This is a genomic window from Streptomyces sp. NPDC055506, assembly GCF_053643595.1.
Genome location: NZ_JBSHKH010000082.1, coordinates 23,308 through 36,173 on the forward strand (window position 1 = coordinate 23,308; position 12,866 = coordinate 36,173).

Here is a 12,866-nt window from a genome sequence, read left to right on the forward strand (position 1 = left end):
TGTCCCCGTCGACCCCGACCACAAGGGGAGCAGAGCGTTCGTCCCGACTCATTGACAGGTCCGTACCAACACGCCACGCTCTGAGAGCGCTCTCAAAGCTTCCCGCATCGGCCCCCTGTCGAACGGAGAAAGAGCATGTTACGGACCCTCAGGCGCCGGGCCACGGCCCTCGGACTGTCCCTCGCGACGGTCCTCGGCGGCTCACTGCTCGCGACCGGAGCCGCCGAGCCGGCCCACGCCGCCGTCCCGGCGACGATCCCCCTGAAGATCACCAACAACTCGGCCCGCGGCGAGCAGGTGTACATCTACAACCTCGGCACGGAACTGTCGACCGGACGCCAGGGCTGGGCCGACGCCGACGGCACCTTCCACCCCTGGCCGGCGGGCGGAAACCCGCCGACCCCCGCCCCCGACGCATCCATCCCGGGCCCGGCCGCGGGCCAGTCGAAGACGATCCGCATGCCGAAGTTCTCCGGCCGGGTGTACTTCTCCTACGGCCAGAAACTGGTGTTCAAGCTGACCACCGGAGGCCTCGTCCAGCCCGCCGTGCAGAACCCGGCCGACCCCAACCGGAACATCCTGTTCAACTGGTCCGAGTACACACTCAACGACTCGGGCCTGTGGATCAACAGCACACAGGTCGACATGTTCTCCGCGCCCTACGCGGTAGGAGTGCAGCGAGCCGACGGATCCACCGCGAGCACCGGCCGGCTCAAGCCCGGCGGATACAACGGCGTCTTCAACGCCCTCAGAGGACAGCCCGGAGGCTGGGCCAACCTGATCCAGACCCGGCCCGACGGCACCGTACTGCGCGCCCTGTCCCCGTTGTACGGACTGGAGACCGGCGCACTGCCCGCCACCGTCATGGACGACTACACCAACCGCGTCTGGCAGAAGTACTCCACCTCGACCCTGACGGTCACACCGTTCGCTGACCAGCCCGGCACCAAGTACTACGGCCGGGTCTCCGGCGGCGTCATGAACTTCACCAACAGCGCCGGCGCCACCGTCACCCGCTTCGAAAAGCCGGACGCTTCCTCGATCTTCGGCTGTCACAGGAAACTGGACGCGCCGAACGACCTGGTCCGCGGCCCGATCTCACGCACCCTGTGCGCCGGCTTCAACCGCTCCACGCTGCTGGTCAACCCCAACCAGCCGGACTCCGGCGCCGACGCCTTCTACAAGGACAACGTCACCAACCACTACGCCCGCAAGATCCACGCGCAAACGGTCGACGGCAAGGCCTACGCGTTCGCCTTCGACGACGTGGGCCACCACGAGTCACTCGTACACGACGGCAGCCCGCGCCAGGCCTATCTCACCCTCGACCCGTTCAACTGACGGCAAAGTTGACGGTTCAGCAGTTCTGAAAATCAAATACAACTTTACTGTTCCTTGGTGTAGATGAACTGCGGTTTACGTGAGCCTCATTGACACCACGCGGTGACTGCAGACCCTCCCGTAACAGGAGGGTCTGGTCACTGTCCCCCCATGCGATGGTGAGAGGCACCAACGAAATGACGATGAATCGCACCCTGCGGTACGGCGGCCGCACACTGGCGTTGACGGCGACGGCCCTCGGGGTGATCGCGACGGCGGCCGTGCCCGCCACGGCAGAGGAACAGCCCACCGCGGAACAGATCATGGCCGACTGCGCCTCCGGAGAGGGCAAGTGCTCCTTCAACTCCCCGGTGCTCGGCAAGGCGTACCTCGGTGAGCCGCGTCAGGTTTCCGAACTGCTCTTCAACTGCACCGACTCGCCCGCCGCCCAGTCGATGTCCTGGGCCGACACCGTCGGTTCCTCCCACTCGGTGGGAGGCTCGGTCACCGTCGGCGGAGGCATCGAAGGCATCATCACGGCCAGTGTCACCGCGACGTACAACTACACATGGCAGAGCTCGCACACGGAGACGAGTTCCTTCACCGTGAACGTGAAGCCGGGAGAAGTGGGCTGGATCTCCCGCGCCCAGGTGATGCGGCAGATATCCGGCACCTGGCAGACCCACTACGACGACCCCAAGTGGGGCCACTACTACTGGTTCGTCCCCGACGTGGTCACCGGACCGGCCCCGAACGGCACGGACGGCAAGCACAGCGCGGTCGTGGTCAAGTCCCGCAAGATGACAGCCGACGAGAAGAAGCTGTGCTCCACCGGCAACACCCAGGACGAGGTCTTCACCAGGTGATGAGTGTGTTCGGCGGGGTCGACGACCTCGAGCTCTTTCTCTCGCGCTGCCGCGCCATGACCGTCGGCTTCGTGCCGGCCTGTTTCGCCGTCACGGTCTTCTTCATCGCGGAAGAGGGCTGGCACTTCGGCCTGCTCCTGAGCTGCGTTCTGCCGCCGATCGCCGCTTGTCTGGGGATCCGGGGCAAGCGGGAGATCCGTCCGTGGATGGCGGCCGCGGGGCTCGCTCTCGCGCTCGCCGCGCTGCCGTTGACCTTCGTCGTGGCGTCGCTCGAGAGCTCGTGACCCCACCGGGCTGCCGTACGGTGTACCGGTCCCGTGAAGTACCGGTGAAAACCCTGTGGAAGCGCTGTGGGTGGGGCCGTCTATGCTGCTCCGGACGATCACGCGGGACAGGGGAGGACGCGGCATGTTCGGCAGGCTGTTCGGGAGGGGTGCGGAGAGACCTGGGGCGGATCCGCACGCCCTTCCCGTCCCGCGCAGACAGAAGAACGGCATATACACGCTGCGCGCGCTCGGGGACGCGCGGGTGCTCGCCCTCGTGGAGGCGGCCGACGCCGGTGACTGGGAGGCCGTCAAGGCGGCGCTGGCCCCCTTCGACCTCGGCCGCGATCACCTGGTCCTCGCTGAACTGGCCGACCTGGACGGGGTGCAGGACTGGATCGGCCGGGCCGTCGAGGAGGACAAGGAACACCGGGCGACCGCCCTGCTGATATCCGGGACGCGCCACATCAGCTGGGGCTGGGAGGCGCGCACAGCCGAACGCGCCGTGAACGTCACACAGGAGCAGTGGCGGGTCTTCCACGAGCGGCTCGAGATCGCCGAGGAGCAGCTGCTCGAGGCCGCCGAGCTGCGGCCGGAATGGGTCACGCCGTGGCGCCGCCTGCTCACCTCCGGCCGTGGCATGTCGCTGGGTCCCGCCACCAACGAGACCCGGCTCGAAGCCGCCCTGCGTCGCGACCCGCTGGACCTGGAGACCCACGTCGAGCGGGTGGCGCAGTTGCAGCCCCGCTGGGGCGGCAAGCCGGGGCAGGCCCTGCGGTTCGCCCAGGAAGCGGTCTCCCGAGTCCCGCAGGGGCACCGCCTCGGCTGCGTGATCGCCATGGCGTACATCGAGGAGTGGGTCGAGTCGGAGCGCGGGGACTACCTCCAGACCTCCGAGACCCAGGCGCAGTTGCGCGAAGCAGCCGACCACAGCATCCTCCACCCCGCCTACGTGTGGCGCCCGGGCTGGCAGCACGACTTCAACATGTTCGCCATGGCCCTCTCGCTGGCCGGTGAGCGCCACACGGTCCGGCGCGTCTTCCAGACACTGGACGGCGCCTACACCAAGTGGCCCTGGACCTACTTCGCGGACCCCGAGAAGCAGTTCGCCCGCCACCAGCGCCGCGCCTGAGCACACGTCGGGCGTGCCGCGCGCACGCCGAGCCCGCCCGCGCACCGCTCCACGCCGCCCGGCCCACCCGTCGCCCCTCCCACCCCGGACCGAACTGATGACTCTGCCCGACACCGCCACGAACCCGGCCGCCACCGACCGCACCTTCCAGGTCGACCTCCGCGGCCTGGTGGACCTCCTCTCCCACCATCTCTACTCCAGCCCCCGCGTCTACCTGCGCGAACTCATGCAGAACGCGGTCGACGCCCTCACCGCACGGCACGCCGTCGAGCCTCACGGCGCCTTCGGCATCCGCCTGTACGCCGACGGCTCCGTGGTCCGCGTCGAGGACGACGGCGTCGGTCTCACCGAGGCCGATGTGCACACCTTCCTCGCCACCATCGGCCGCAGCAGCAAGCGCGCCGAGCAGGTCGCCGAGCAACGCGCGGACTTCATCGGCCAGTTCGGCATCGGCCTGCTCTCCTGCTTCCTCGTCGCGGACGAGATCCACGTCCTCAGCCGCTCCGCACGCACCCCCGACGCCCCCGCCGTGGAATGGCGCGGCCGCGGCGACGGCAGCTACACCGTCCGCACCCTGCCCGCCTCCGCCCGCCCCCGGCCCGGCACCACCGTCACCCTGACACCGCGCGCCGACGCGGGCGAGTGGACCCGCCCGGCGCAAGTGCACGCGCTGGCCCGCCACTTCGGTTCGCTGCTGCGCTACCCGGTCACCTTCGACGACAGCACAGGCGGCCCAGGCACGCCCGTGAACCCCGAGAAACCCGCACCCTGGGCCCGCACGTACCCCACCCCGGGAGCCCGCTCCCGCGCACTGGCCGCGTACGGCGAGGACGTCTTTGGATTCACCCCGCTGGACACCATCGAGCTGGACCTGCCGGCCGTCGGCCTGAAGGGCATCGCCTGCGTCCTGCCCGAGACGGTGCCGGCCGGCCGCCGCCACGGCCACCGCGTGCACGTCAAGGGCATGCTGCTGTCCGAGCAGGCCGAGGAGATCCTGCCCGAGTGGGCGTTCTTCGTCCGCTGCGTCGTCGACGCCGAGAGCCTGCGCCCGACCGCGTCCCGCGAGTCCCTGTACGAGGACGACACCCTCGCCGCCGTCCGTGACGCCCTCGCCGAGCGGCTGCGCGCCTGGATCGCCCGGGCCGCCGCCAGCGACCCGGACCTGCTGCACCGATTCCTCCAGGCCCACCACCTCGCCGTCAAGTCGCTCGCGGTGCACGACGACGAGATCCTGCGGATGCTGCTGCCCTGGCTGCCGTTCGAGACCACCGACGGTCACACCACCCTCGACGAGTTCGCCCGCACCCACCGCACCGTGCTGGTGACCTCGACCGTGGAGGAGTTCCGGCAGGTCGCCGCCATCGCCTCGGCCGCCGGGCTCGGCGTCGTCAACGGCGGCTACACCTACGACCGCGAACTGGTGCACCGGCTGCCCGAGATCAGGCCCGAGGCCGCCGTCGCCGACCTCGACCCGGCGACCCTCACCGCCCACCTCGACCCCGTCGACCGGGAGACGGAACTGGCCGCCGCGGCCTACCTCGCCCAGGCCCGCGACGCGCTCGCCGTCTTCGACTGCGACGTCGCGCTGCGCACCTTCCAGCCCGCCTCCGCCCCCGCCCTCCTCGTAGACAGCCGCGAGGCCCGGCACGAACGCACCCGCTCCCAGCTCGCCCGCGAGCAGGAAGGCGGCCTGTGGGGCGACATCCTCGGCGCCCTGCGCCAGGAGGCCCCGCGCGCCCAGCTGATCCTCAACCAGCTCAACCCGCTGGTGCGCACCGCCGTCACCATCGACGAACCCGAGCTGGCCCGCACCAGCGCCGAAGCCCTCTACGGGCAGGCCGCGATGCTGTCCCGGCGCCCCCTCAGGCCCGCCGAATCGAGCCTCATCAACCGCTCCTTCCTCGACCTCCTCGCCCACGCCCTCCGCAAGGACAGCTGACGATGCCCACCGCACCCCATCCCCAGAACACCGACGAGCTGTACGAGGCGCTCCAGGAGAACGACCGGCGCCCCTACGGCCGTACCCGCACCGTCACCGCCGAGGAACTCGTCGACGCCGCCGAGCAGTTCGCCGACCCCGTCCCGCTCGTCCACGCGCTCCTCGAACTGCAGGAGGCGTACACCTACGGCGCCGAGCCCCGGAAGTCGCCCGTCGTCTTCGCCCGCCTGCTCACCCTCTTCGACGAGCAGCCCGACGTCTTCGACGAGCGCCTGCGCCACATGCTGTTCTGGCGGTTCAAGTGGGTCGCCAACGCCCTGCGCGCACTGCCCGAGATACCGCTGGCCAGCCTGCGCCAGTGGCAGCAGGAGATGCGCGACCGCTACGAGAAGGCCGGCCTCGGCCTCCAGCCCTGCTACGGGCAGGCGTACCAGCTCGCCGTCCACGTAGGAGAGGACACCACCCTCGCCTACGAGCTGTGGGCGAGCCGCACCCGCACCAGGCTCAGCGACTGCGAAGCATGCGAAACCTGCGAGCGCGCCCTGTACCACCTCACGGCCGGCGACGACGAGCGGGCGCTGCGCGCCTGGGAACCCGTCCTGGCAGGGAAGGAATCCTGCCAGGAGGAACCGGCCCGCTCCGTCTCCTACGCACTGCTGCCCCTGCTGCGCACCGGCCGCACCGACCGGGCCCGCGAACTGCACCTGGCCGGGTACCGAGGCTGCCGCCGCAACCCCTCGATGGCCCAGGAGGTCGGCAGACACCTGGAGTTCTGCGCGCTGACCGGCAACGAGGCGCGCGGTCTTGAACTGCTCGCCGAGAACCGCAGCCTGTTCGACGAGGTGGACTCGCCGCTGGACCTGCTGTCCTTCCTCACCGGTGTGGAGGTCCTCCTCCAGCGGGTCGAGAGCCTCGGCCACGGCGAACTGCCCGCCCCCGGCTACTCGGGCCGCACCTGGACCGTGGCCGGCCTGCGCGCCGAGGTGCGCGGCCGCGCCGACGACCTCGCCGCCCGCTTCGACACCCGCAACGGAACCACGGCCCACACCGACCGCCGCAGGGCCCGCCTCGACCGCGCCCCGCTCCTGGAGTCGCTGGAACTGACCCTGCGCCCCCGCAGCCTCGACGACGTCGCTCCGGCCGCCCCGGTCACCGCGCCCGCCGCCCGCCCGGCCGCTGCCGTCCCCGAGTCGCTGCCCGAACTCATCCTCCGGGCAAGGACCCTGGACGAGCAGGGCCACCCGGACGCACACGCCTGCTGGGCGCGGCTGCGCACACTCGTCGCCGCCCGCGACTACACCCACCCCGACGACCCGGCCGTCGGCCCGCTCGTACAACTGCGCGCCGACCTGCTCGCCGAAGAGGCCGACCGGGCGGGCGAGAAGGACGAGTTCGCCGACGCCGCCGCCCTCCACGAGGAGGCCGCGGCCCTGTACGACGACGCCGGAGCGCCGGGCCAGGCGGCGCTCGCCCGCGCCTGCGCCCTGCTCGCCACGGCCGAACTCCCCGCCGAGGACACCGACGGAGCGCAGACGAAGGCCGCCGCGCTGACCGCCGCCCACGCCTCCATGGTCCGCCTGCACGAGGAGACGCCCGGCCTCACCCCGTACCTGGAGGCCCGTCTGCTGCGGCTGCGGGCCACCGCGCTGGCCCTGCGCCTGCAGGCCTCGGGAAGCGAGGAGCACGTCGCGCCGGTCTTCGCCGAGGTGGAGCTGCTGCACGCGTTCGCAACCCGTCACGACATCGCCGGCCAGATCTCCGGCGCTCTGCTGCTGCGGGCCGGCACCTACGCCATGTCCGGCGACCTGCCCGCCGCGGTCACCGAGGCCGACGCGCTCCTCGACCGGCTGAAGGCGCAGGGCCCTGCCTGGCACCTGCCCCGCACGCTCGGGTTGCGCGGCCGGCTCCGGCTCGGCCTCCAGGACGCGCAGGCCGCGCACGCGGACCTGACCGAGGGCCTGCGACGAGCTGCCGACTGGCCGGCCGACACGGTCGACACCACCCGCCTCCACGGTGATCTGGCCGAGGTGTGCATGCACCTCGGCCGCCCGGACGAGGCACTGCGGCACTTGACGCGCTCCGCGGAGCTGGACCTCCGCCGCGGCAGCCGCACGGACGCGTTCTGCGCCTACGGCAACGCGGCCCAGCTCAGCCTCGACCTGGGCCGCGTCGAGGACTGCATCGCCCTCCTGGACTCCCTGCTCGCCGAACCCGACGCCGCCGCAGGGGAACTGGACGACCGGCTCGTCGCCCAACTGCGCCTGACCCGCGCCCGAGCGCTGCACGCGGGCGAGGACCTCAAGGCCGCCACGGCGGAGTTCGTCGCCCTCGCGGCCGAGTCGGCCGGCTGGGACGACGACCCCGGGAGCCACGCCATGATCGCCGCCGAGACCGCCGTACTTCTCGGCGAGTCCGGCGAGTTCGGCCGGGCCCGCGAAGCCGCGGACCAGGCACGCGCCGCCCACGCCCGGGCCCCGCGCTACGAGCAGCTCAGCAGCTGCCTGCGCGAACTAGCCCGCCTCCAGTCCCAGCAGCAGCGCGCCGACGGCCTGACCGACGCCCTCGCCCTGCTCTCAGACGCGGGCCGGATCGCCGACGAGGCCCGCGCCGCCGGGTACGAGCCGCGCGGCCGCTCCCTGGACACCGCCCTGGCCTACGAATACGGACGGGTCAACGCCTACGCCGGCGCGTACGAGGACGCACTGGCCGCCCTTGACAAGGCCCTCGCCCTGCTCGGCGAGCCGGGACCGGAGGAGGACCGGGCCGGGGAATGGGCCGAGTGCGTCCGCCTCGCGGGTGCCGTGGAGGGCATCTACCTGGAACGCCCCGCCCCCGCCCTCACCCGCCTCGACGCGGCGGTCTCCCGCCTGACCGCCCTGGGCCACACCGAGGAGACCGAGCCGCTGACGTCGTTGGCGGCCCGGCTCCGCGACGAGGAGTGACCCCGGGGGAGAGGAACGCGCCGGGCCGCACCGGCGCGGGCATGCCGTCGGCCGGCGGCGGGCAGTGCTGAACCAAGTCTAAGGAAGGTGGCGTTGTGGCCGCAGTTCACGTCTGCTCGCTCAAGGTCGACACCCCCCAGCTGATCGCGCCGGGAACCACGTACAGGATCGTGCGGTTCCCCTTCGGCACGGCGGAGTCATCGGACGGATTCGAGATGCACCAGGCCGTCCAGCCGGACGGCTACGTCGTGAGCAACTGGGCGACAGACGACCGCAGCGGCCTGATCTGGCCCTCCAAAGCCGGCTGGGGCCAGCTGCACGCGATGATCCAGTGGGAGTCCGCCAGTGGCACGGGCGGCTACACCGAACTGCGCGACCAGTACGTCCGCGACCCACTGGGCCTGACGCCCACCCCCAACGACACCACGGCGACCGAACACCGCACACCGACACCCGGAGGCCAGTACTACGTCAAGAACCACGGCATCTTCGTCGCCCCGGGCACCCCGATCGCACTCCGTGTCACGCACAACGACGCCGCTTCCCGTCTCCTGACCCTCGCCGAGTTCAAGCTCGTCATCCACGATGCCGCCTAGCGCTCCGGGCACGCCGATTCCACCGGATGCCTGACCGCCTCGTGTGAGCGGCCCGGCAACGTGGGACCGATGCTCCATGCGCATCGTGCTCACCGGGTCGACCGGACACGCCGGTTCCGTCGTACGCCGCCCACGGGCCGTGGCCGGGCACGCCCGCGCAGGTCGCGCCCGGCGGCTGCCCGACAGCCCCGGCGTGCGCGACGAGACGACCTGTCAGGCGCCGGACGCGACGCGGCGGTGCCGGTGACCGCCGAGGCGGCCGGCACGGCCGACCCGACCCCGGCGCGCCACAGACCGCCGCGTGTGCTCGCGCTGCTCGCCACCGCCCACGGCGGGCCCGCCTTGGCGGTCACCGTCATCACGGGCCTGCTGGCGCTCCGCGGCGGCCTGCGCCCGTTCCACGCCGTCGCCGTCACGGCGGCGGTGTTCACCGGCCAGCTCACGATCGGCTGGGGCAACGACCTGCTCGACCGCGCACGCGACCGCGCCGTGGGCCGCACCGACAAGCCGCTGGCCGCCGGCTCCCTCCCGGCCGGCCGGGTGGTGCGCGCCCTCGTCGTGGCCGCCGTCGCCTCCCTCGTGCTGTCCGCACTCGCCGGCTGGCGCAGCGCGCTGGTCAATGTCGTCCTCGCCACCGGCGCGGGCCACGCCTACAACCTCGGGCTCAAGGCGACCCGGTGGTCCTGGGCGCCGTACGCGTGCGGCTTCGGGACGCTGCCCTCGGTCGTCACCCTCGCCGGACCGGCACCCCACTGGGCGCCCTGGTGGATGACCGGCGCCGGCGCCGCACTAGGCGTCGGAGCGCATCTGCTCAACGTGCTGCCCGACCTCGCCGACGACGAACGCACCGGTGTCCGCGGCCTGCCGCACCGGATCGGCGAGCACCGCTCACGCGTCCTGGCCGCCGTGCTGCTCACCGCCGCCTCGGCGCTCGCCGTGGCCGGTCCCGCCGGATCCCCTCCCGTGTGGACCTTGGCGACCCTGGCCCTGGTGGTCGTCCTCGCGGTGTTCACGCTGTTCGCCCGCGGGCGCGCCCCCTTCCGTGCCGCGGTGACCATCGCCCTGCTCGACGTCGCGCTGCTGACGGCCGGCTGATGACGCGGCAGACGTCGCGACCGCCCCGGCGGCCCCACTCGACCGCGTCGGCCGGGTGCTCGTCGCCCCCCACCGCCCGATCCCTGGAGCCAGCATGACCATGCGCGTCCTCAGTGTCCGCGGCACCCTGCCCGAGCACTGCCACCGGCAGGAGGAGATCACCGAGTCCGTCACCACCACACTGGTCGGGAACACCGTCGATCGCGGCGTTGTCGAACGGTTCCACCGCAACGTGGGAGTCGAGACCCGGCACACCGTGCTCCCGCTGGAGGAGTACGGCCGCATCGAGGACTTCGGCCAGTCCAACGACGTCTTCATCCGGGCCGGCGTCGAACTCGGTGGTCGCGCGGTCGTCGACGCGCTCAAGAGCGTCGACCTCACACCGGCCGACGTCGACTACATCGTCTCGTGCACGGTGACCGGCCTGGCCGTGCCCTCCCTCGAGGCCCGTGTCGCGGCGGAGATCGGCCTGCGCCCCGACGTGGTGCGCCTGCCCCTCGTCGGCCTCGGCTGCGTCGCCGGCGCGGCCGGCATCGCCCGCCTCCACGATCTGCTGCGCGGCCGCCCGGACGCGGTGGCGGTACTGATGTCGGTCGAGTTGTGCTCCCTCACGCTCCAGCGCGACGACACCTCGGTCGCCAACTTCGTGGCCAGCGGCCTGTTCGGGGACGGCGCCGCGGCCGTGGTCGCCGTCGGGTGCGAGCACCCCCTCGCACAGTCCGACGACCCCGCCGCTCCCGAAGTGCTCGCCTCGCGCAGCCGTCTCTACCCCGACTCGGAACGCATGATGGGCTGGGAGATCGGCTCCGGCGGATTCAGAGTCGTACTTGATTCCGCCGTCCCCGACCTGGTGCGCCGGCACGTCGGCGACGATGTCCGCGGCTTCCTCGCCGATCACGGCCTGACCTGCGGTGATCTCGACTGGTACGTCGCGCACCCCGGCGGCCCCAAGGTCCTCGAGGCCTTGCAGGACGCCCTCGGCGTCGAGCGCGACGCGTTGAGCGTGACCTGGGAATCGCTGCGCCGGATCGGCAATCTGTCCTCCTCCTCGGTGCTGCACGTCATGGCGGACACACTCGCCGACCGACCGCCCCCGCCCGGCTCGTACGGACTCATGCTCGCCATGGGTCCGGGCTTCTGCTCCGAACTCGTGCTCCTCCGCGCCGCGGGCGGTGAGCGGTGACCAGCGAGCTCCTCTTCACGATCCTGGTACTGGCCGTGGGCCTGGAGAGGGTGGCCGAGCTGGCCGTCTCCCGCCGCAACGCCGCGTGGAGCCTCGGGCGGGGCGGCGTGGAGTCCGGCCGGGGGCACTACCCGTTCATGGTGCTGCTGCACACGGGCCTGCTCGTCGGCGCGCTCGTCGAGGTGTGGATCCGCAGGCCGGACGCCGTACCGGTCCTGGCCTGGGCCATGCTCGCCCTCGTCGCGCTCGCGCAGGGGCTGCGCTGGTGGTGCGTCGCCACCCTGGGCCGGCAGTGGAACACCCGGGTGATCGTCGTGCCGGGCGCCGCGCGCGTGACCGGCGGACCCTACCGCTGGATCCCGCACCCGAATTATGCCGCCGTCGCCGTGGAAGGGCTCGCGCTGCCCCTCGTCCACTCGGCCTGGGCCACGGCGATCGTCTTCACCGCGCTGAACGGATCCCTGCTCGCCACCCGCATCCGCGCCGAGGACGCCGCCCTGGCACGGCTGGCCTGAGGAGGCACCCATGGACCTGCTCGTCGTCGGCGGCGGACCCGCGGGCCTGGCCACGGCTCTGCACGCGGCCCGGGCGGGGCTCGAGGTCTCCGTCTGGGAGCGGCGCGCCGGCATCGTCGACAAGGCGTGCGGCGAGGGCCTGATGCCGGGCGCCGTCGCCGCCCTGGCAGCGCTGGGCGTGCACCCGCCAGGGCGCGACCTGCGAGGAATCCGCTATGTCGCGGGCCCCCGCCGGGTCGACGCGGACTTCCGGGCGGGCCCGGGGCGCGGGGTGCGCCGTACGACATTGCACGCGCTGCTGCGCGAGTCGGTGCTGGCAGCGGGCGTACGCGTCGAACAGCGCACCGCGCGTCATGTCGCGCAGGACCAGGACGGGGTGACAGTCGACGGCACTCGCGCCCGTCACCTCGTGGCGGCCGACGGCCTGCACTCGCCGATCCGCCGCACCCTCGGGCTGAACCGGCCGCGCCGAGCCCGCCCCCGGCACGGGCTGCGGCGCCACTACACGCTCGCCCCCTGGAGCGACCACGTCGAGGTGTACTGGTCCCGGGACGCGGAGGCCTATGTGACCCCGGTGGCCGACGACCTCGTGGGCGTCGCGGTCCTCACCACCGCCCGCCGCCCCTACGACGCCCACCTCGCCGCGTTCCCCGAGCTCCGGGAGCGGCTGGCCGGGGCCGCCTCCGCCGGACCGGTCCGGGGCGCGGGCCCGTTCCGCCAGGCCGCCAGCACGCGCACAGCCGGCCGGGTGCTGCTCGTGGGCGATGCCGCCGGCTACGTCGACGCGCTGACCGGCGAGGGCATCGCGCTGGCACTCGCGCAGGCGTCCGCCGCGGTCCGGGCCGTCACCGGCGGTGACCTGACGGCCTACGAGAGGGAGTGGCGCCGGCTCACCCGGCGCTACCGCTGGCTGACACACGCGCTCCTCGGCGCGACCAGACCGCTCCCGGCCCGCACGGCGCTGGTGCCCGTCGCGCAAAGCATGCCGTGGCTCTTCTCCGCGGCCGTCGGCATG

At 72.4% G+C, this 12,866-nt stretch carries 12 protein-coding genes; all 12 read left to right on the forward strand.

The window, feature by feature from the left end:
• The first annotated feature begins 135 nt into the window (after positions 1–135).
• A complete protein-coding gene (locus ACWIF2_RS26900) occupies positions 136–1,341 on the forward strand; it encodes a glycoside hydrolase family 64 protein (protein WP_454363249.1) in 1,206 nt (401 codons plus the stop codon).
• Positions 1,342–1,523: 182 nt separating this feature from the next.
• Positions 1,524–2,186, forward strand: a complete 663-nt coding sequence (locus tag ACWIF2_RS26905; RefSeq protein ID WP_454363250.1) for a hypothetical protein — start codon at positions 1,524–1,526, stop codon at positions 2,184–2,186.
• Positions 2,186–2,470, forward strand: a complete 285-nt coding sequence (locus ACWIF2_RS26910; RefSeq protein WP_454363251.1) for a hypothetical protein — start codon at positions 2,186–2,188, stop codon at positions 2,468–2,470. The genes ACWIF2_RS26905 and ACWIF2_RS26910 overlap by 1 nt, the downstream gene beginning before the upstream one ends.
• Positions 2,471–2,594: 124 nt before the next feature.
• A complete protein-coding gene (locus ACWIF2_RS26915; protein WP_454363252.1) occupies positions 2,595–3,581 on the forward strand; it encodes a hypothetical protein in 987 nt (328 codons plus the stop codon).
• A 97-nt stretch (positions 3,582–3,678) separates the two neighbouring features.
• The gene (locus tag ACWIF2_RS26920) at positions 3,679–5,520 is read left to right on the forward strand and encodes an HSP90 family protein (protein WP_454363253.1); all 1,842 of its coding nucleotides are present in this window, start codon (positions 3,679–3,681) and stop codon (positions 5,518–5,520) included.
• A 2-nt stretch (positions 5,521–5,522) separates the two neighbouring features.
• Positions 5,523–8,462 carry a hypothetical protein gene (locus ACWIF2_RS26925; RefSeq protein WP_454363254.1) on the forward strand — a complete coding sequence of 980 codons (2,940 nt, stop codon included), beginning with the start codon at positions 5,523–5,525 and terminating at the stop codon, positions 8,460–8,462.
• A gap of 95 nt (positions 8,463–8,557) precedes the next feature.
• Positions 8,558–9,058: a hypothetical protein gene (locus ACWIF2_RS26930; RefSeq protein WP_454363255.1), complete on the forward strand. Its 501-nt coding sequence runs from the start codon at positions 8,558–8,560 to the stop codon at positions 9,056–9,058.
• 76 nt (positions 9,059–9,134) lie between these two features.
• Positions 9,135–9,305 (forward strand): hypothetical protein, encoded by a 171-nt coding sequence (locus ACWIF2_RS26935; RefSeq protein ID WP_454363256.1) that lies wholly within the window; start codon positions 9,135–9,137, stop codon positions 9,303–9,305.
• Entirely contained in the window at positions 9,302–10,153 is an 852-nt protein-coding gene (locus ACWIF2_RS26940) for a UbiA family prenyltransferase (protein ID WP_454363257.1), read from the forward strand. The genes ACWIF2_RS26935 and ACWIF2_RS26940 overlap by 4 nt, the downstream gene beginning before the upstream one ends.
• A gap of 94 nt (positions 10,154–10,247) precedes the next feature.
• A complete protein-coding gene (locus ACWIF2_RS26945) occupies positions 10,248–11,336 on the forward strand; it encodes a type III polyketide synthase (protein ID WP_454363258.1) in 1,089 nt (362 codons plus the stop codon).
• Entirely contained in the window at positions 11,333–11,851 is a 519-nt protein-coding gene (locus ACWIF2_RS26950; RefSeq protein ID WP_454363259.1) for an isoprenylcysteine carboxyl methyltransferase family protein, read from the forward strand. The genes ACWIF2_RS26945 and ACWIF2_RS26950 overlap by 4 nt, the downstream gene beginning before the upstream one ends.
• Before the next feature lie 10 nt (positions 11,852–11,861).
• Positions 11,862–12,866: NAD(P)/FAD-dependent oxidoreductase (locus tag ACWIF2_RS26955; RefSeq protein ID WP_454363260.1), on the forward strand; the 1,005-nt coding region annotated here is incomplete at its 3' end.

What these genes read in the sequence shown, in the direction of transcription:
- ACWIF2_RS26915 (WP_454363252.1), top strand. Translation starts at nt 2,595, where the DNA reads ATGTTCGGCAGGCTGTTCGGGAGGGGTGCGGAGAGACCTGGGGCGGAT.
- ACWIF2_RS26935 (WP_454363256.1), top strand. Translation starts at nt 9,135, where the DNA reads ATGCGCATCGTGCTCACCGGGTCGACCGGACACGCCGGTTCCGTCGTA.
- ACWIF2_RS26925 (WP_454363254.1), top strand. Translation starts at nt 5,523, where the DNA reads ATGCCCACCGCACCCCATCCCCAGAACACCGACGAGCTGTACGAGGCG.
- ACWIF2_RS26910 (WP_454363251.1), top strand. Translation starts at nt 2,186, where the DNA reads ATGAGTGTGTTCGGCGGGGTCGACGACCTCGAGCTCTTTCTCTCGCGC.
- ACWIF2_RS26920 (WP_454363253.1), top strand. Translation starts at nt 3,679, where the DNA reads ATGACTCTGCCCGACACCGCCACGAACCCGGCCGCCACCGACCGCACC.
- ACWIF2_RS26905 (WP_454363250.1), top strand. Translation starts at nt 1,524, where the DNA reads ATGAATCGCACCCTGCGGTACGGCGGCCGCACACTGGCGTTGACGGCG.
- ACWIF2_RS26945 (WP_454363258.1), top strand. Translation starts at nt 10,248, where the DNA reads ATGACCATGCGCGTCCTCAGTGTCCGCGGCACCCTGCCCGAGCACTGC.
- ACWIF2_RS26900 (WP_454363249.1), top strand. Translation starts at nt 136, where the DNA reads ATGTTACGGACCCTCAGGCGCCGGGCCACGGCCCTCGGACTGTCCCTC.